The sequence below is a fragment of the Blastocatellia bacterium genome (assembly GCA_035275065.1).
Taxonomy (GTDB): Bacteria; Acidobacteriota; Blastocatellia; order UBA7656; family UBA7656; genus DATENM01.
The window spans coordinates 1-20,294 of sequence record DATENM010000142.1 but is presented as its reverse complement, the minus strand read 5'-3'; the positions used below and the strand labels follow the sequence as shown (position 1 = coordinate 20,294).

At 61.2% G+C, this 20,294-nt stretch carries 12 protein-coding genes and 1 pseudogene; 2 read left to right on the top strand and 11 right to left on the bottom strand.

Annotation, left to right across the window (positions count from 1 at the left end; translation table 11 throughout):
- Position 1 precedes the first annotated feature (1 nt).
- Positions 2–244, bottom strand: a complete 243-nt coding sequence (locus VJ464_26405) for a hypothetical protein (GenBank protein ID HKQ08681.1) — start codon at positions 242–244, stop codon at positions 2–4.
- A 317-nt stretch (positions 245–561) separates the two neighbouring features.
- Between VJ464_26405 and VJ464_26400 the strand changes: the two are divergent.
- A pseudogene (locus VJ464_26400) lies at positions 562–1,499 on the top strand (IS982 family transposase).
- Positions 1,500–2,312: 813 nt separating this feature from the next.
- Here the strand turns inward: VJ464_26400 and VJ464_26395 are convergent.
- Positions 2,313–3,245, bottom strand: coding sequence for a fatty acid desaturase (locus tag VJ464_26395; protein ID HKQ08680.1), 933 nt, complete (start codon positions 3,243–3,245; stop codon positions 2,313–2,315).
- Positions 3,246–3,494: 249 nt separating this feature from the next.
- On the opposite strand from VJ464_26395, the gene VJ464_26390 reads away from it, so the two are divergent.
- Entirely contained in the window at positions 3,495–3,692 is a 198-nt protein-coding gene (locus tag VJ464_26390; protein ID HKQ08679.1) for a hypothetical protein, read from the top strand.
- 38 nt (positions 3,693–3,730) lie between these two features.
- Here VJ464_26390 and VJ464_26385 read toward each other — a convergent pair whose 3' ends face one another.
- The 9 genes from VJ464_26385 to VJ464_26345 all read right to left on the bottom strand — a co-directional run.
- Positions 3,731–6,991, bottom strand: coding sequence for an amino acid adenylation domain-containing protein (locus tag VJ464_26385; GenBank protein ID HKQ08678.1), 3,261 nt, complete (start codon positions 6,989–6,991; stop codon positions 3,731–3,733).
- 152 nt (positions 6,992–7,143) lie between these two features.
- Complete coding sequence (locus VJ464_26380) at positions 7,144–10,395, bottom strand: amino acid adenylation domain-containing protein (protein ID HKQ08677.1); 3,252 nt, start codon at positions 10,393–10,395, stop codon at positions 7,144–7,146.
- Positions 10,396–10,447: 52 nt separating this feature from the next.
- The gene (sbnA, locus tag VJ464_26375) at positions 10,448–11,413 is read right to left on the bottom strand and encodes a 2,3-diaminopropionate biosynthesis protein SbnA (GenBank protein ID HKQ08676.1); all 966 of its coding nucleotides are present in this window, start codon (positions 11,411–11,413) and stop codon (positions 10,448–10,450) included.
- 86 nt (positions 11,414–11,499) lie between these two features.
- Entirely contained in the window at positions 11,500–12,588 is a 1,089-nt protein-coding gene (locus VJ464_26370) for an HAD-IIIC family phosphatase (protein HKQ08675.1), read from the bottom strand.
- A gap of 64 nt (positions 12,589–12,652) precedes the next feature.
- Positions 12,653–13,792, bottom strand: coding sequence for an acyl-CoA dehydrogenase family protein (locus VJ464_26365; GenBank protein HKQ08674.1), 1,140 nt, complete (start codon positions 13,790–13,792; stop codon positions 12,653–12,655).
- 34 nt (positions 13,793–13,826) lie between these two features.
- The gene (locus tag VJ464_26360) at positions 13,827–14,072 is read right to left on the bottom strand and encodes an acyl carrier protein (GenBank protein HKQ08673.1); all 246 of its coding nucleotides are present in this window, start codon (positions 14,070–14,072) and stop codon (positions 13,827–13,829) included.
- A gap of 22 nt (positions 14,073–14,094) precedes the next feature.
- A complete protein-coding gene (locus VJ464_26355; protein HKQ08672.1) occupies positions 14,095–14,967 on the bottom strand; it encodes a 3-hydroxyacyl-CoA dehydrogenase NAD-binding domain-containing protein in 873 nt (290 codons plus the stop codon).
- A 49-nt stretch (positions 14,968–15,016) separates the two neighbouring features.
- Complete coding sequence (locus tag VJ464_26350) at positions 15,017–16,684, bottom strand: MBL fold metallo-hydrolase (protein ID HKQ08671.1); 1,668 nt, start codon at positions 16,682–16,684, stop codon at positions 15,017–15,019.
- A gap of 40 nt (positions 16,685–16,724) precedes the next feature.
- A partial coding sequence (locus tag VJ464_26345; protein ID HKQ08670.1) for an amino acid adenylation domain-containing protein occupies positions 16,725–20,294 on the bottom strand: 3,570 nt, incomplete at its 5' end.

The window sequence follows — 20,294 nt, the reverse complement described above, 5'->3', positions numbered from 1 at the left end:
TCTAATACTTCGTCAAGCGCATCAAAAAGATCAAACCCGGAAACATAGTCGCATCCAGTTGAGTCTCTATAGATTTAATATCTCCATCCAGCAGATTCCCTGTATCAAGAGGTTGCTTGTGTGGCCTTCCGGCCTGCTCTTTTAGCAACCTGGCCAGATTTTCAATAGCCTCGATGCCCAATGATTCAGCAAAGTTTTCTTTCTCGTCAGAGAGAGTGTTTGGGTCCTGCTTTATGCTACTCATATTAGCTTACCCCATGGCTATCCAGGCAATCTTTCAAACGGTAGCGAGCGCTCTCGTGCTGGAGTCTAGACCTAAAGGTTCACGGCCTCCAGGATTGACCAATGTGTTGAGAATTTCCCCACATATTTGATGCGCTACAAAGAATTTAAGCGATGGGCCTTGCTGACCACTACCCATGATGAAGCGGCTGTCTAGGATTGATGCCGTTGAAAAAGTGGTCTGAATTTGCCGGATGAACAACCTGGCTTTATGGGCTTTAAGCAGGCCATAAAATAACGTGAGTTCGACATAAGAAGGGAGGAACCCTTGAGGTATGATTGAAATGCTTAACCAACAAATCTTTCAACCTCAAGGAGTTCCTATGAACCATTCCATTCTACCGCTTTTCTCCGATCTTGACGATTTCTGCCAGTCCTTCGAGCCGACCTTCAACACCAAACAGCTAGAGGCGGGGACGCGCCGACGCCAGCGCCACACCACGCTCATCCTCAGCGAAGTCCTGACGATCATCGTCTGGTTTCAACAATCCGGCTATCGCACCTTCAAAGACTATTACCGCAAAGAAATTTGCCTTCACCTGCGCTCGGAATTCCCCAACCTCGTCAGCTACAACCGCTTCGTCGAGCTGATGCCCGCGGCGCTTGTGCCGCTATGCTTCTACTTGCAGACTCGCAAAGGCCAGACCGCTGGGGTTGCCTTCATTGACTCATTGCCGATTGCTGTCTGCCACAACCGCAGAATCCCCTCACACCGGGTCTTTGCCCATGTCGCCGAACGCGGCAAATCCAGTGTCGATTGGTTCTACGGCTTCAAGCTGCACCTGATCGTCAATGACCAGGGCGAGTTGTTGGCCTTTCACCTGACGCCCGGCAACGTCGATGACCGCAAGCCGGTGGCGAGGCTGGCCCGCGGGCTTTACGGCAAACTCTTCGGCGACCGCGGCTACATCTCGCAGGCGCTGCAAGCGGTGCTCAGCGCGCAGGGCCTGCAACTGATCACCAAGATCAAAAAGAATATGAAGCAGCGTTTGCTGTCGGTGTGGGATCAACTCCTGTTGCGCAAGCGAGCCTTGATCGAGACGATCAATGATCAGTTGAAGAACATCTGTCAGATCGAGCATAGCCGGCATCGCAGCCCGGCGAACTTTTTGGTCAACGTCGTCGCAGCGCTGATTGCCTACACATACAAGGAGAAGCTGCCGTCGTTGAATCTGCGTGTCAAAGAACTCGACAAGCTGCTGCCAGCAGCCCTGTAGTTATGTCGAACTCACGTTAAAATAAATTCAGCCTATAGGAGGAAAGCCGAGTATATCGCAGATTGGCTTTCTAAAAAACTCCTCGGTTTTTCTATTCAGATAAGAAAACGGCCGTTCCGCTTGGGCCTTGAGAACAAGATGGCTTACTATCGATGGCACAACCCGTCAAGGCCCGCAAACTATACCCTACATGGTTACACTTGTAAATCACTTTTGCTCAAAGCCAAGGCGAGCACATCTAAATTCCAGGGCCATTTAATTCTCAGAGAAAAAGAAGAAACCACCGATGAAAAAGGGCCTGAATATGGCCCCTCCAGCGTCTTTAAATCGCACCCGGCTCTTTAACATCATTGAACGAAGGGAACAATTAGGGAACGATTGAGGAAGATGGTCAGGATCACAGGTGCCCCCATCGGCTTTGCAGAAGACGAAGTCTGCCTCGCCCGTGGAGCGGGCCTTCTGTCGGTGACCGAACAGAACATCGCGCAGCACGGTCGGCAGCGGCAGCGTCCGCTCGCTCGCCTCGGTCTTGGGTTTGACGAAGTTCCCACGCCAGAGCCTCTACGCTTTCAAGCGCGGCTTATTTCGGCTTCCCATACCTGACCAACTGCCTTTTTGGAAAGACTTTCTAGTCGTTGTGTAGTTTCAGGAGGAGTACAGTGAGGCGAGGCCGCACAGCGCCTTGCGGAACCAGACGCCGTAGGCTTTTAAGGAGAGTTGGCGAAGGACGCGAGGGGTGAATGAAGCAGGATTATTAATCTTGGGGTTGGCACGGGGTTCGGGTGCGGCTCAGGCAAGTGGTTGCAAAGGTCTTCATACCGAGGAGCCGTGCCCTGCACCATTCTTCGTGAACCTTCCAGTGAAGAGGAACTTCGCGAAGCGCAGGTAAAACTGCGGGTAGGATGGCTCAAGGTGTTTGAACGGGTGTTGTTCGGCGAGAGTCTGCTCGTAGCGCGGCAATTCTTCCATCGCAACGGCCATGTTGTGGTGATGACCAACGTGATTACAGTTAAAGTTTGTGAGCCAGCGCGCCAAGCGGCCCGCCTGAATACTTCGAGTGTTGAGCCAGGCATCGCTTGCCGGCTTGTCGCATTGAAAGTGCTCGGGCAGTTCGATCAGGGCATGTGATGGCCCCCACCCGATCAACAACGGTACCAACCACAAATCAACAAACAGTTTCGTCTCGAAGGCGACGGTGGCTAGCAGCGCCGCGGCGAGCAGGACGGCCATGATGGCATAGTCGCGCTGGATGTTTGCGGCGACGCGAGGGTGAATGTCCGGGAAGTCCGCCGCGAGTTTTGCGGACAGACGCCCGGCTGTTGCAAGAAGCATCCGTTTGAGTGCTGTCAGGTAATGACTCACCATCGACAGATGCCAAAGGAAGCCTAAGATCCTTCGCCGCCTGGAAGGCGACTCCATCAGCTGATAAGAGTAGCCGAAGCTCTCAATGTCTTCGAAAGAGCCGGTCAACTTGTGATGCCGGAAATGGAACCATAAGTAATGCCAGAAGGATGTGCCCGAGGGCATCCCCAAGAGGATGCCTAAGGTGTGGTCCACAGGCGCGCTACCTGTGGCAGTCCTGTGGATGCACTGATGGACAAGCTCGGTTGCGTGGGCAAAGAGAAGTCCGACGACGAACTGGCAGAGTAATTTAATGGCTGCATCCATCCTGATGATTGCGACTTCAAAGCCGAAGACGAGAACTACGAGCACAAACATCTTCACGGCGAAGATGCTTGGATTCACACCCCTCGCGGGGCTTGCGGTCGGACGGGTTTGGCGATCCTGGCGGGCCACAGATTCAGATTGGCCGCGTTGATTTGACCGTGTCATACGCTGCATAGCTACCTCTGACTTTCAGGCGTACCCTCTCGACGATGCGAGGGGCTCGGCAATATAGTCTCGGGCGCGTTGCCGTGCGCCAGGTGGGCGGGAACCTGCCGCTCAGCAACATGGGCACACAGGACGAATAACGGGCGCGAAATTGGCATTCGCATGGCGGTCGGCGTCGCCTGTAGCAACATCCTCAAGCTGATCCTGCGGCAGGGAATGGCGCTCGCCTTGGTCGGCGTCGTGATGGGGCGGGTGGGTGTATATAGACTGATGAAGTATCTCGACAGCGAAGTGAATCTGTCGAAGGCGCTCTGCCGCGCGGGATTTTCAGACCCGCTGGCTTATGGCGCGATCACATGACAACCGTGAGGGGCTGGCGTCTTCCGGCCCGATGCGCTCTAGGGCCTGTCGCCTAACCGTTGTTCAATCTCATCGTCAGCCGGTTGCTCCAGCCTCGCCGCCATTCGGCGCTCGCTGAGCTTACGGATTCTCCCCGAATCCTTGTCACCTCCTTCGCTATTCTTCTTGGAAATTAAATCGGCAAGCCCGCACAGGGTCGGCGCTTCAAAGATGTGGCGGATGTTGAGTTCGACGGAAAATCGCTCCCGCACCTTGGCGACCAGTTGCATCGCGGCTAACGAGTGGCCGCCGATCTCAAAGAAGTTATCGTGTCTGCCGACCCGCTTGAGCCGCATGATCTCCGACCATAAACTGGCCAGTTGCTCTTCAATAGGCGACTGGAAGACATCAACCGCTCGTTCGCCCGTCTCCAGCTGAGGGGCCGGCAGTCGCCGCTTGTCTAGTTTGCCGTTCGGGGTTAAGGGGAGCACGTCGAGGAAGACGAACTGCGCCGGGACCATGTAGGCGGGCAGTCTCATTCTGAGGTGGTCCTTCAGACTCTCCCGCAGATCCCCGTCTGCCGGCTCTCGACAAACCATGTAAGCTATCAGATGTTTTTGTCCGTCCGGCGGCTCATAAACCGCTACCGCCGCCGCCCTGACGTCCGGGTAATCGAGCAAGGCGGCCTCAATCTCGCCGGGCTCGATCCTGTACCCCCTGATCTTAATCTGCTCATCGGCGCGGCCCCAGAATTCCAGGTCACCTTCGCCCAGGTGCCGTGCCACGTCGCCGGTTCGATACATCCTTTCCCCGGCTTGCTCGGCGCAAGGGTTCGGGATGAATCGCTCGGCGGTCAAGTCCGACTGGCCGATGTAGCCGCGCGCGAGGCCGAGCCCGCCGACGTACAACTCCCCCCTCGTGCCGACCGGCACCGTGCGCAACGTAGGGTCGAGCACGTAGACTTGAGTGTTGCCTATAGGGCGACCAATGGGCGGAGCCGAAAGGCCCCGCCCATCCGGCGTGATGAGCGACGACGTGGCGATGACCGTATTCTCAGTCGGGCCATAATGATTGCCGACTTGAAAAGGATACTGCGCCCCGCACGGCCAGTGGAGCTTTTCGCCGCCCGTGAACAAGCTCTTCAAAGGGCTCGTCTCCGGCCAGGGTTGCGCCAGGGCCAGCTCAGCCATGGGCGTCGCCATGAAGCTTCTGGTGATCGACGATTCGCCGAGCCATTGAATCAAGCCCCAGACGTCGGAGCGATTCTGTTCAGGCGGTATGTGGAGGCTTGCCCCCGCCGTCAGGTAAGGCCAGGTTTCCCAGACCGCGGCGTCAAAGCTTATCCCGGCCAACAGCGTGGCGCGGTCAGCCGCCGTCACCTGATAAGTGTCCCGGGTCCAGTGTATCAGGTTTAATAAGGACGCATGTGGCACCCCAACTCCCTTGGGCCGGCCCGTCGAGCCGGAGGTGTAAATGAGGTACGCAAGGTTCTCAGGAGCGATTTCTACGTGTGGGCTGGCTGAACTTCTATGCGCCAGATCATGCCGAATGGAATCGACGGCGATCACCTCGGCAGCCAGCCCGTCCAATGAAAGGCCGAGCGCCTGCCGGGTCAACAGCAAAGGGGCTTGCGACGACTCCAGCATATAGGCGATGCGGTCAGGCGGGTAGGCCGGGTCGAGCGGCAGGTAAGCGCCGCCCGCTTTCAGCACGGCAAGCTCGCTGATGATCAGGTCCTGGCTCCTATCCATGCAGATGCCAACAACCCTTTCCGGCCCGATTCCTCTTTCTCTTAAGTAGTGGGCGAGGCGGTTCGCCTGTCTGTCTAGCTCACCATAGGTCAGCGTGCCCGAGGCGTCGCTCACCGCGATGGCGTCAGGGGCTATGGCCGCCTCTCGTTCAAACAAAGCGTGCGCGAGCGGACTCGCCGGGTAACTCGCCCTGGTGTCATTCCATTCCCTGAGCAACTGGTGCGCTTCTTCGTCTCCGATCATCTCAAGCTCATGCAGGCTGGCGTCCGGACAGCGGACGAGGGCGTCGAGCAGACGCTCGAAGCGGCGCGCCATCCTCTTGATGGTATCCGCTCTGAACAGGTCCGTGTTATAGCGAATCGCCCCCCGAATGACATCACCTCGTTCGGTCAGCGTCAGCGTCAGGTCGAATTTCGAAGTGTCGTATTCGGAAGACAGGGCTTCCAGGTTTAAGCCTTGCAGTTGGATCTCGTCGCTGGGCTGATTCTGTACAGCGAACATGACCTGGAACAGCGGCGAGCGGCTTGAGTCTCTGTCGGGCCGCAACTCTTCGACCAGCTTCTCGAACGGCACGTCCTGATTCGCGTATGCACCCAGCGCCGCCTCCCGCACCTTCTTCAACAACCCTCGGTAGCTCTCCCTGCCCTCCACCCGCACCCGCACCGCCAGCGTGTTGACGAAGAACCCGATTACCCCTTCGACTTCTGCCCGGCTACGGTTCGCTATCGGCGTCCCGATGACGATGTCGCCCTGCCCGCTCTGCCGCCACAGCAGCACCGCCAACCCTCCCAGCATCTCCATGAACGCCGTCACGCCTTCCTGCCGCCCCAGCCGCCGCAGCCCCTCGACCGCCGCCTCGCTCACCTCCACCTTCTCGCTTCGCCCGCGGTACCCCATCTGCGCCGGCCGCGCGTAATCCGTCGGCATCTCCAATGCCGGCGGCGCTCCCTGCAACTGCTCGCGCCAGTAGCCGAGTTGCCGCGCCATCTCGCCGCCTTCCAACCACTCCCGCTGCCAGGCCGCGTAGTCGGCGTACTGCACTTCCAACTCCGCCAGCCGCACCGCCTCGCCGCGCGCGTAGCCGCCGTAGAGCCGGTCCAGCTCGCGCATCATCACCCCCACCGACCAGCCGTCAGCGATGATGTGGTGCAGCACCACCACCAGCAAGTGCTCGTCTTCTTCGACCCGCAGCAGCCGCACCCGCAGCAGCGGCCATTTGGAGAGATTAAAGCCGCGCCCGGATTCCCGGTTCGCCTCGGCTTCGGCGTGCTTGCGGCGTTCCTCAAGTGTGCTGCCGGACACCGGCTCAACGTTGATTCGGAGTTCGGCGGCCTCTCGTATGATCTGCATTGGCTGCCCGTCTTCTTCTTCAAAGGTTGTTCTGAGCACCTCGTGCCGCCGAATCACCTCGTTCAGGCTCCGCTCCAGGGCCTCTACGTTCAGACGCCCCCTGATGCGGGACGCCTTCACGATGTTGTAAGCGCTGCTCGTCTTGTCCATCTGGCAGGCGAGCCACATACGCTGCTGGGCATAAGATGGCGGAAGCACATAGACCGTATTCTTTGACATGGTGGACCTCCTCGGCCAGCGTACTGAACCGAACCCTGCCGCCTCGCGGTAGATCGGGTCAGTCCGAATGCGCGTTCGATGCAGTATTCAGGGTGTCTGCCGGAGGCTGTGAAAGGGGTGGCGTGCCACACGCCTCCCGGCAGCGTTCGGGGTTAGAAACTCTCCTCGTGGTTCTTGTGAGCCTGTGCGGATGCCGCGATCAAGCGCGGCACTTTTCTTATGGGCGACAGGTGGCCGGCTGTCCCCTCGCATCGCAACTGCTCGACGGCCTGTGCCAGTCCTTCAACCGTCGCCTGCTCGAACAGCTGCCGTAATTCGATCTCAAGATTAAAGGCTTTCCGCACCCGCACGATGACCTGTGTGGCGAGCAGGGAGTGGCCGCCGAGGTCGAAGAAGTTCTGCTTCAGCCCCACACATGGCCGTCTCAATACATCTTTCCATATGCCGGCAATGATCTCTTCGACGTCCGTCGCCGCGCGCTCAGGCTCGGTCGTCGGCGGTTCCGGTTCTGCGTCGGGCAGACACTTAAGGCGCTGGCGGTCCAGCTTGCCGTTGGTCGTCCGTGGCATCTCAGGGATCACCACAATCGCCTGCGGCACCATGTATTCGGGCAATTCCCCCCTGACGGATTCTCTCGCCGCCGCGCCGGTGATTCCTGGTTCGGCGACGACATAGCCGACTAGCTGCCTGCCCCCGGCGGCCGCTTGCTTTACCACGACGGCCGCCTGCCGTATTCCGGGCTGACGAATCAGCGCCGCCTCCACCTCCCCCGGCTCGACGCGATAGCCTCGAATCTTGGCCTGCCCGTCCATCCTGCCGAGGTACTCGACACGGCCATCCTCGGCGTAACGACAGAGGTCGCCGGTCCTGTACATGCGCTCGCCCGGGCCATCTCCGTAAGGCGATGGCAGGAATCTTTCAGCCGTCTGTGCGGCGCTCCCCATGTAGCCTCTACCCACGCCGGCACCCGCAATAAAGAGATCACCGACCGCGCCTTTGCCGACCGGCTGTAGATTCCCGTTTAATACATAGACGGCCATATTAGCCAGAGGTCGCCCGAGCACTGGCGAGCCGACATCTGCGGTTATGTGACAGGCCGTCGCATTCACAGTGGTTTCCGTAGGGCCGTAGACGTTGTAGGAGATTGTGCCGCGCTCGGCGGCCAGCAACCGCCACAGCTTATCGTCAATCGCCTCGCCTCCGAGCAATACAACGGCGGGCAAATTATCCTGGCTGTAGAAACCGCAGTCGATCAGGGCCTGAAACAGCGATGGCGTGCAATCGAGGACATCGAGCGCGGCTTCGCGGATAAAGTTCACCAGCGCCTCGGGGTCTTCCCGAACCGCCTGCGGCACGATGTGGATGGCATGTCCTGACGCCAGTTGAACGAGCTGCTTGACCGACGTGTCAAAGGCGACTGGCCCATTCAGGCTGACGCGCAACGGGCGCTGCGGTGCCTTCGCGTATACGGCTTCCTTCAGAGCGTTCAGCAGGTTGACGACGGCGCTATGACAGACCATCGCCCCTTTCGGGGTGCCGGTCGAGCCGGACGTGTAGATGACGTAAGCGAGATTTTGCTGGGTTGTCCTGCTGTCCGGGTTGCTCGCCCGCTGACGGCTGATCGCCTGGGCCTCAGCTTCCGGGTCCACTCGTGTGACCCCGTGTGGCGGCGTTCCGCTGCGGGCTATCAGCAGTTTGGCACCAGCCGAGGCGAGCATTAAAGAGGTCCGCGCGGCAGGGTAAGCCGGATCGAGCGGCAGGTAAGCCGCCCCCGCCTTCAGCACCCCGAGCAGGCTCACCACCAGCTCCACCCCGCGCTCCAGGCAGATGCCCACGACCGCCTCCGGCCCCGCACCTTGCCCCCGCAGGTAGTGCGCCAGCCGGTTGGCACGCCGGTTCAACTCTGCGTAGCTCAGGCTCGCCCCCTGACTGACGACCGCCACGGCGTCGCCGCGCCGCGCTGCCTGCGCCTCGATCAGCTCGTGGATCAGCCGCTGGGCGGGGTAAGCCGCCGCCGTGTCATTGCCCTCGACAAGGAGTTGGTGACGCTCCTCAGGGCCGCACAGCTCAAGCTCGCCGACCTTCGCCCGCGCGTTGTCGGGCATTGATGCCAATGTCTGCTTCAGCGCGTTGCCGAGGCGGGCGATGATGTGGCTGGCGAAGCGGTCGGCATCGTACTCGAGCTTGATTGATAATCCCCGGTCGAGGCAGGCGGCCAGGGTGATCGGGTAATTGGACCGCTGGAGAAGCTCAAAGGTGCGCTTCTCCCATTGGCCCCCTTGAGCCTTCATGGCGGCGTCGAGCGAATGGTTCTCGAATACAACGATGCTGTCGAAAAGCCTGGTGCCGCCTGACATCCGGCTCCATCCGCTTATGGAGACCAGCGGCGTATGCTCAAAGGCTCGCACCGCGATGTGCTGGGCGCGCAGTTCTCTGAGCCATTCCGAAAGCGTCGCTTCGGGCCTTATCTTCACGCGCACCGGCACGGTGTTGATGAAAAGCCCGATCATCGCTTTCGCCCCTTCAAGGGCCGAGTGCCGGCACGCCCGCGTCGCGCCAAAGACGACATCATCCTGATTGCTATAAGCAGCCAACAGCAGCGCCCAAGCGCCCTGGAGCAGAGTGTTGAGCGTAAAGCCTTCCTGTCTAGCCAGGCTCGACAGCCGGGCCGTCAACGCTTCCGACAGATGGAAGGTCGTTTCCGCGTGTGACCCGCGGTGGTCGGGTCGGCCCGGCCCACAGGCGCACGGCAGCGGCGTCGGCGCACCAAAGTCCTTTAGCAGGTCCCCCCAAAACTCTTCGGCCTGCGCCAGGTCTAGCCCTTTCAGCCAGTCAACGTAGTCACGAAACGGCTGCGGATCATCCAGCGCGAGCACTTTTCCGCCTGCCAGGCTGTCATAGATGGCGAAAAGCTCTTTGAGCACCAGCACCCGCGAGCGGCCATCGAAAAGCGCGTGATGGCCGGTCCAGACTAACTTGTAACGGTTGCGGTCCAGCCTGAAGAGGGCCAGCCGCATCAGCGGCGGCGTCTCCGGGTCAAACCCGCGCGCGCGATCATGGTCCAGGTAAGCGGTCAGCCGGCGGGCCTGCTCCGCCGGCGGCTGGCCTCGCCAATCCTCTTGCAGGCAATCGAGCGTTGCCGCCCGGTGGACCCGCTGCTCCGGCTTGCCCTCGCTGCCCCAGTGGAAGCTTGTACGAAACAGCGCGTGGCGCTCGACCAGCCGCGACCAGGCTTCGAGAAACTTGGCGGCGTTCAGTGCATGGTCGAGCGTGGCAACCATCTGCTGAACATAGATGCCCGTGTGCTCGTGATACAGGCTGTGGAATAACATCCCGGCCTGCATCGGCGATAGATCGTATGAATCTATAATCTCTGACATCGGGTCGAAGTTTGGCTGACACATTGATGGATCATGGAGGCGCGGCCTGATTGCCGTCGTCGCAATCCCCCGCCGGCTATTGCCATAGGTAGTCGATCTCTCCGAAATGATCCCGCACCCACCGATCACAGTAGATCGTGTCCAGGTAACGCTCGCCGCGGTCGGCCAGTATGGCCACACAGGTCGAGTGCGCCGGCAGCTCTTCCCTGACGCGGGCGATGGCCATCAGCACCGCGCCCGACGAGCCGCCGGCCAAAATGGCCTCGCGGCGGGCCAGGCGGCGGCAGCCGATCACACAGTCCTTATCCGAAACCTGAACGTGGCGCTCGGCAAGCCCCTCGCGAAAGAGGCCGGGCCGGATGGCGGCCCCGTGACCGGGGATCAGCCGTTTGGCTTTGTCGCCGCCGAAGATGACGCTGCCGATGGCATCGACGGCATAGATTCGGGTCTTCAGTTGTTGCGCGGCGACATACTCGGCGCAGCCCCTCAAGGTGCCGCATGTGCTGACGGCGCAGAACAGGTAATCGGGGCTATCGCCCAGGTCGCTGACGATCTCGGCCATCGTCTGCCGATGCGCCAGGGCGTTGGCCTCATTGGCGTACTGGTTCGGCCAAAAACTATTCTCAATCGACTGCGACAGGGCGCGGACGCGATCAAGGCGCGCTTGCAGATAACCGCGGCCTTCCCCGTCCGCGCATTCGACCATATCGACTTCAGCGCCATAAGCCTTCAGCAGGTTGCGGTTCTGCAAGGTCGTCTTGGGATCGACCACGCAGATGAAGCGCAGGCCGAAGTATGAGCAGGCCTGCGCCAAGCCTATGCCCATGTTGCCGGAGCTTGATTCGATGACGACCGAATCAGCGCCGATGGCCCCGCTGGCGAGCGCCTGCTGGAGGATGGCCAGCGCCGGCCTGTCCTTCATGCTGCCGCCGGGGTTGAGCGTCTCCAGCTTGGCGAATAATTGCAAGCCATCGTCACCGAAAAAGCGCCTGAGCCGAACAAGCGGCGTGCGGCCAATTGCGTTTAAGATACTTTCGCGCAAGATTGATTACCTGCCGGCGTGAGCTCAGCCCTTCAATGCACGGCCGACCGCCCTGAGCCGCACGGCCTGCGGCGGTCGCCTTGGCACTAGATTGATGGCAGACAGTCGTGAGGCGACCCGTACGCCCCCTGCGAGACGTTGACCTGGACATAGGCGGGGAACGGCTGCAAACGGCTCAGGTCACTTTCGAGTATGACCGCGTCGCCGTTGCGCCGAAGCTCGCGGAAGCCGGCAAACTTGAAGGTGATGTACATCATACGGTTTCTGTCGTTGGCAACGTACTCCGCCAACAGCCTGACGCCGGCGGCCCGGGCTCTCGCCATGAGGTAGTTTAGGATGATCGTGCCGATGCCACGCGACATCACACGGCAGGACATCAGCAGCAGCTTTAGCAAGTGTTGATCCGGTCGGCGCTCGATCAAGGCCAGGCCGATCTTGCCATACGTCCCGTACTTGTCCTGCAATTCACAAATCAGCAGGTCATGGCCGTCGGATTGGACGAAGCCATGCAACTCCTCGTAGGAGTAGGTGTAGCCCGTGGTGTTCAACTGGTGTGTGCGGACGGTCAGCTCCTCGGCCCGCCGCAGGTCTTCCGGCCCGGCTGGGGCAATCGACAGACGCATGTCGAGGCCGGCGAGGAACTCCTCGTGTGCGCCGCTGAAGTCGGCCTCGGCGGCCTTGCGGGCCGCGTCGCTCAGATACATCTTCCTTCTGGCCTGCGAATCGGCGGTGACGAATCGCGGCTTCATCCCCGGCATCTCTAGCAGCCGGCCAACCGCGCTCGCGTCGATGCAGCGCACCTGCGGGTGGGCATAGCGCACCTCGTCCCGCTCGAACGCCTGATCGTCGATGAAGGCCAGCGAATCCGTCGCGATATTGATCGCTTCGGCGATGGCCTGAATGGACGCGGACTTGGCCTTCCAGTTGATCTGCGGGTAGAGGAAGTATTCGGCGATGCCGAAAGATTCCAACCGCGCCATAGCCAGGTCGTGGTCATTCTTGCTGGCGATGGATTGCAGTATGCCCCGGCGGTCGAGGCCGGTAATGGCCTCCAGCACGCCCGGTCGCAAGGCCAGGCTGTCGCCTTCGAGCAACACGCCATCCCACAGCGTGTGGTCCAGGTCCCAAACCACGCACTTGATAAGCGGCTTCTTCGCGTCGTTTTTCACGTTCATCGGATTGTGCCGTTAAGCCAGAGCGGGAGGAATGGCCCTCGCCTGAGGCCGGCGCGCGGCCCGGTCAGCGGGTGCCTTCCTGGTATCCGTAATCCGCAATGAGGAGTTGTTGGAGTTGGTTACTGCCTTCGATGATCTCCATGATCTTGGCGTCGCGCATGTAACGCTGCACGGGATACTGGCCGCCGCAGCCATTCGCGCCGTGAATCTGCACCGCGTCGCTCGCCGACTTCATGGCCGCCTGCGAGGCGAAATACTTGGCGATCAGCGTCTCCATCACCTCGCGCGGGTCGCCGCTGATTTTCAGGCAGGCGGCGCGGCAGCACAACATGCGCGCGGCCTTGACGTTGACCACCATGTCGCTGATCATCTGCCGGATGAGCTGATGCTCTTTCAATGGCGCGCCGAACTGCCTTCTCTGGCTCGTGTACCGCACGCAAGCGTCCAGGCAAGCTTGGGCGATGCCGACGCAGCCCCAGGCCACGCTGTACCTTCCCATGCCCAGAGCCGTAGAGATCACCGAAGCCAGCCCGAAGCCCGCGCGGCCAAGCAGGTGGCTCGCCGGCACGCGGCAGTCCGTCAATTCCACCTCGGCCAGCATAGAGGCCCTTACCCCGAGCAGGTCGCCGATGGGCCGCGTCGAAAGGCCGGAACGGTGGCGCTCGACTAAGAAGGCCGAGGGCTTGTCGTCGAGCCGGGCGAGCACCAGGAAGAGGTCGGCCACCTGGCCGAAGGTGATCCATTTCTTCAGGCCATTCAGCACATACCCGTTCGCCGTGCTGACCGCAGTGGTCTGGACGCTGCGCAGGTCGCTGCCGGCATCAGGCTCGGAGGCCGCAAAGGCGGCGACCTTCTGCCCGCTGGCGAGCAGGGGAAGCCAGGCCGCGCGCTGCTCCTGGTTGCCCCAACGCAGGATGGCCGTCGCCACCATGTCGTGGACCGTCAGCAGGCTTCGGACCGAGGAGCACGCCTTGCCGATCTCCTCCGTCAACAGGCCATAGGTGAGCAGGTCCAATCCGCTGCCGCCCCACGACTCGGCGAGGAAAGAGCCAAGGTAGCCCCGGCCTGCCAGCTTGTCGATGAGTTCAGGCGGCAGCCTCTGTTGGCGGTCGAACTGATCCGCATGCGGGACGATCTCCTGAAGGCAGAACTGCCGGACGTCTTCCCGCCGTTGCTCCTGCTGATCGCTGAGTTGTAAATCCATCGGGCCACCTCGCCGCCGGTTCCGAAGCCGCCCCTCAAGCGCCGGCGGCCATGCGCTTGCGCGCGACAAAGGCGTTGATATGATCGACCGTATTGAAGTTGGCGATCTCAAGGTCTTCGTCTTCGACCCCGACGCCGAACTCGCTTTCGATGAACATAACCAGTTGCATGGCGAAAAGTGAGTTGACAAAGCCCAAGGCGAAGATGTCGTCTTGATCCCGCAACTCGGCGACGCGGAAAAATCTGGCGAGAAACTCTTTGATCCTGGCCTTATTGTCCATGCCGTGCCGTCCTCCTTGAACGTCAGCCCAGCCCTTGTCCGGGCCCGTAGGTGTAAAATCCCTTGCCGCTCTTGCGACCCAGCAAGCCGGCGTCAACCATCTGCCGCAGGCGCGGGCAGGGCCTGTACTTGCTGTCACTGAAGCTCTCGTATAGGACCTCGACCGACAACAGGATGGTGTCCAGGCCGATCAGGTCGGCGGTCTCAAGCGGCCCCATCTTATGACCGAAACAGTCGCGAAAGATCTGGTCCACAGCTTCGGGCGTGGCCACGCCATCCTGGACCAGATAGATGGCTTCGTTGATGGTCAGCATCAGCACGCGGTTGGAGACAAACCCCGGCGCGTCGTTGACCATCACCCATTCTTTGCCCATGGCGGCGAGCAGGTGGGCGGTCGTCGCTATGGTCGCGTCACTGGTGTGGAAGCCGCGAATGACTTCGACCGTCTTCTTCATCGGCACGGGGTTCATGAAGTGAATGCCGATGACCCGGTCGGCCCGCCCGGTGGCCGAAGCAATGCGCGTGATCGGTATCGCCGACGTGTTGGCGGCGAATACACACGGCGGCGGGCAGACCGCCTCGATGCGCTTGTAGAGCTCGCGCTTGATCTCCCATTTTTCGGTCACATTCTCAATAACGTAGTCGGCGCTTTCGAGCCGGGACAGCTCTTCGGAGAAGTCTATGCGCTTGATGACCTCGCCGCTTGAGGCTTGGGCGGCCTCTTTGCCGAGCAGCATTTGTAGCCGCAGGTTCTGCCTGATTTGGGCCTTGGCTTCATCCAGAACTTGACGGCTGATGTCAATTAAGATGACCTCAAACCCGGACTGCGCCAGATTCTGCGCCACCCCTACGCCCATGACGCCAGCGCCGATCACGCCGATAGTCTCTAATCTCATCAAACACCTCCCGGCCAACCTTGAGCCGTTGTGTAATCGTGAAGGCCGGTCATTCAAGCCCGGCGGTGGCCTGACCATCCCCGCGGGCGCGGCTGGCCGGCCTTTCGTAGAGCGGCGAGTAGGTCTCTTCGATGAGAATCTCCTTCTCCCCGAAGAGCCGCTCGGCTGCAATCCCCAGCGCGCAGCACTCGCTCAGAAGCCGATTTGAATCGACGATGGGGCGCGATTTCTCCGTGTACTTCAGGCTCAGGACGTAACCGAGCCAAGGCTCCTGCCCCATCGCGTAGACGTAAACGTTCGGGCAGTTGAAGCGTCGAACCAGGTCCATCGCCTGCTCGAAGTTCGACCCGTTGAGCCGGCGCGATTCGTCCATCGAGCGGTCCAGGCTCCTGGTCAGGAGCGGGCCATAGAGCCAGGTCAGCGGTGCCCCGTCGCACTCCATCCCCAAGAACAGCGCGTCGAGGTCGCCGAACTCGTGTTGCAGGTGGTCGTACATGCGCGGCTCGATGTTGCAGGAATCGGCGGCGAATAGAATCGAGCGGCTGCCGAGCCGGACGACGTACGCGGTCTTCGAGCGGATGTTAAGGTCCGAGTGCTCGCCGAGGAAGGGGATGGCCGTGATCGCCCCATCTTCCCAACTGATGCTTTCCAGGTCATCCAGCTCGATGACGTTCTTGAAGCCGATGTTATTCAACGTGAGTCTCAACGAGGGGTCCTGCAACGAGCCGCCGGAGCTCGTCGGCACGATGATGTTCTTGACCTTGTGCCTGATTTGCAGCAGCGTCTCCAACATCACATGGTCCTGGTGGTTGTGCGTGATGATGACGTAATCGATGCGGTCGGGCAAATCCATGTAGGTGTAACGCGAGACGTTCGACTCGTAGGTGTAGCTCAGCACCGGGTCGAACAGCATGTTGACCTCCGGCGTCTCTAACAGGATGCAGGCGTGGCCGAAATAGCGCCAGCGCACGCCTTTGCCGCGATAAGGCGAAAAGGGCGGCGGCGGGCTGGGCGTGAAGAAGGAGCGCACAAGCGGCGCGGCGGCTTGCGGCACCTTCAACATCTCGGCAATCTCGCCCCAGGGCCGCGGCGACGATTTCAATTCAAATAGACGATCAACGACCTCGTCGTCGAATGGAACGCGCAGGTGAAACAGCGAATCCGATTCCAGTCGCGGGGTGCTGAAGACGAACGGGCGGTCGTCGCCGCTGATCGTCGATAACATCAGGCTCTGGGCGGACCGGTCATAATACTTGCTCTTGTAAAGCAGCGGTTCGATCAGCCGATAGCCGGGATGATTGTTGAGGTCGTAGCCCAATTCGACATAGCCCTTGAGAATGTCCGGCACTTTGTCATAGAGCGGGTGAAGCGAATAGCCTGTCGCAAGGGTCCGCAGCATCTCTTCGAGCGCCGCGATGGCGGCAGACAGTTCCATCAGGTGCGGGTAGCGGCGTTTGGTCTGCTCTCGCAGCCTCTCGATCTCCTCGACCCTGCCACCGCCGTAATCGATAAAGGGGCCGCCGAGCAGTCTGGGATTCTTGACGGCGGTCGCGTGTACCTGCGGCGCGCTGATGTAGGAGTTCATGATCTTCAGGTGGCGTTCGGTCAGGTAGCGCGCGGCGGTCGCCGGCGGAATCAAATACGACCAGGCGTACCAGTGGTCGAACAGCGGTTCGACCTGGATGTTGGGCCGCAGATAGAGTAATTCGTTTTCCATGATGACTCCTTTTCCTGGAGCGGTCGCTCCGGCGCGTCAATCAACGCGGCTCTTGTAACCACTGTTTAAGCAAATCTTCTTTCGCGGTCGTGAGCCTGGCCCGCCGGCTGGCGAGTTGCGCCCGCCGCTCGGCCATGCCCGTGCGAGAGACAGGCGCGCCGGCCGCACTGGCCGCGCAATCCGCCAGCCCCTGCGCCTCCGGCATGCAGGCTTGCGGCTGCCCAGGCTGGCCCGAATGACTTACTGGCTGGATGGCCCCGGTCGCCTGATACCGTGCCGTCACGCCGGTCGCTCGCATCCAGGCGCGAGCGGGCCCGGCCAGCGGGTCGGGGATGAAGTGGTTCGCCGCCAACGCCGCGTCGCCCGCATGGCCGCCGCCGAAGCGGATGCCGCCGACGTAGACCTCGCCGACGGCGCCGATGGGCGCGGGGCGCAAGTTCCGATCCAGCACATACACCCGCGCGTCGGCGAACAACGCCGCCAGCGTTTCTGGCGTTCGTTCCTCCTCCCGCCGTATGAGTGCGCTTGAGTGTCGGCCTTGCACGGCGGCAGAATCCCACTCCCTTATGAGTTGATGCTCTTCCGACTCGCTCAACAAGGCCAGTTGCGACAGCTTCAGGTGCGGCGCGGCTGCGGCCGCCTCAAGCAGGCGCGTGTAGTGGCGTATGATCCGTCGAACGGTCGAGGACTCGAAGAGAGCAGTGTTGTAACTGATTACCCCTACCAACCCCCGCGGCCTTTCCATCATGACCAGCCTGAGGTCGAAACGTTCGGTGGCGGGTTCGGAAAGCAGCCGCTCGGCCGTAACGCCGGCGAGTTGAAGCGTCCGCGCCGGCAGATTCTGTAAGGCGAACATCACTTGGAACAGCGGCGTGCGGCTCAGGCTGCGCTCCGGTTCCATCTCCTCGACCAGCTTTTCAAATGGCATGTCCTGGTGCAGATAAGCCGCCAGCGTCACCTCCCTTACCCGCTTCAACAAGTCACTGAAACTCGGGTCGCCCGACAGGTCGCTCCGCAGCACCAGCGTGTTGATGAAGAAACCGATCAGCGGCTCCAACTCGGCCCGGTTGCGCCCGGCTATAGGCGAGCCGATGACGATGTCGGTCGTGCCGCTGTAGCGATGCAGCAGCGCCTTGAAGGCCGCCAGCAGCGTCATATACATGCTGACGTTCTCGCGCCGACTCAAGTCGCGCAGGGCGTCGCTCAATTCGTGCGAGAGCTTCAGGGGTTCAAGTGCGCCGCGGGAATCCAGAACGGCCGGGCGGGGCCGGTCGGTGGGAAAACCCGATTCAGCCGGGATGCCCCCGAGTTGATCCCGCCAGTACCGAAGGTCGTTGTCATGCGCTTCGCTCCGTAACCATTCTTGCTGCCAGCAAGCGAAGTCCGCGTATTGAAGGGCCAGCTCCGGGAGCGGCGACGGTTCCGCGGCAACGAAGGCGGAGTAGAGCGCCGACAGCTCCTGAAATAAAACCCCTCCCGACCAGCCGTCCGACACGGTGTGGTGCATGGTCAGCAGCAGCAGATGCCGGCTTTCCCCTAACCGCACGATGAAGGTTCTCGCGAGCGGCCCCTTCGCGAGATCAAACGGCAGAGAGGATTGGTGTCGGAGCAGAGATTGAGCAAGCTCCTCCGCTTGTGGCGTGGGCAGCCCGCCAAGGTCGATCAGCGGGAACGACGCGGCGGCGTCGTAGGGCTGTATGAACTGTACAGGCTCGCCGTCGATGGCCGGAAAGATCGTGCGCAGTGTCTCGTGCCGCCTCATTATTTCGTTCAGGCTCTGCACCAGCGCACGGAGGTTGAGTCGCCCCGTGAAGCCAATGGCGACCTGACTGTTGTAGCTGCTTTCCGGTTCGAGTTGGTGAAAAAACCAGAGCCCTTTCTGGGTGAAGGACAGAGGCATGGCCCCCTGGTGAGGAGCGCGGCGCAGCAGCGGCGGCGCATGTGGTTGCTGTTCGCGGCCAGCGGCTTCGATCTCCTGGGCCAGCCCGGCTATCGTCGGCGATTCAAATATGCGGCGTACGGACAGCTCTATCTGAAAGGCTTGCCGCACACGCGAGATGACTTGCGTGGCAATCAGCGAGTGGCCGCCGATTTCGAAGAAGTTGTCTTCGACGCCAACGCGTTCGCGCTTCAGCACCTGGCACCAGATTCCTTCCAGCACCTCCTCGGTCGCCGTGCGCGGGGTCTGCTTGCCGGTCGCAAGGCCGCCGCCTTCGGGGCCGGGGACGGGCAAGGCTCGCACGTCCAGCTTGCCATTAGGCGTCAACGGCAGGGCCTCCAGCGCCACATACCTCGACGGGACCATGTAGGCGGGCAACTTTTCTCGCAGATACCTGCGTAAGGTCGCCGCGACCTCGCGCGCTTCGGCCGGACCCACGACGTAGGCAGCCAGATACTTTTCGCCCGCCTCATCCTGGCGCACGACCACGGCGCACTGCCGCACCGCTTCGTGCTGTATCAATGCCGACTCGATCTCGCCAAGCTCGATGCGATAGCCTCGCAGCTTCACCTGGCCGTCGGAGCGTCCGAAAAATTCGATTCGGCCATCGGCACGCCATCTCGCGCGGTCGCCCGTCCGGTAGAGCCGCTCGCCGGCCCGGCCATTGTTGCCCGGCACAAATCGTTCGGCAGTCAGCCCGGGCTCGTTCAAGTAACCCCGTCCGACTCCCGCCCCGCCGATGTGCAGCTCGCCGATGACACTGACCGTCACCTCGCTGTGCGCCTCGTCAAGGATGCTCATCCGCAGGTTCGCCAGCGGCCTGCCTAACGTGATGCGCTCTCTTGGCGATCCCTCCCGGCTGCCCTCGTCCGCCGCGATTTCTCCGACAATGACCCCCACAGTGGTCTCTGTAGGCCCGTAGTGATTATATATCTCCACCCCTTCTCTGGCTTCTCTGAGGGCTTCGACCAGCTCCCACTCCACGGCTTCGCCTCCGAGGATGACCTTCCTGGTCGCCACGGCTTTGCGGCTCACGCCGACGAGGGCTTCCAGGTGGCTCGGAACTATCTTTATGCACTCAATCGCTTCCCTATCGACGTATTCGCCCATCGCTTCGCCGTCGCTAATCAGGTCTTCGCTGATCAGGTGCAATGTTCCGCCCGTAATCAGGGAGCCATAAATGACCGTGTTGCCGAGGTCAGCTGCTAGCGTGCTAACGGTAGCGAATCGAGTGATCTGTCGAAGGTTCAGGCGTTCGACCGCGGCAAGCGCGTAATTGACCAACTGTCGATGTTCTATCGTCACCCCCTTCGGCTTGCCCGTCGTGCCCGAGGTGAAAATAACGTAAGCCGGATTCTGCGGCACCGGCGAGGTAATCGGGCTGGTCGAATCTTCAGCAGCAATCGCCGCGTCTCGCTCTTCCAGGTCGATGACGTCCTTTACACAGGTAACCAGTACGCGGGCCGTCTCGGCGTTGGCAATGGCTAGTTTTAGCCGCGCAGCCTGGGCAATACCTACCAGCCGCTGGGTGGGGTAAGCCGGGTCGAGCGGCAGGTAAGCCGCCCCCGCCTTCAGCACCCCCAGCAGGCTCACCACCAGCTCCACCCCGCGCTCCAGGCAGATGCCGACGACCGCCTCCGGCCCCGCCCCCTGCCCCCGCAGGTAGTGCGC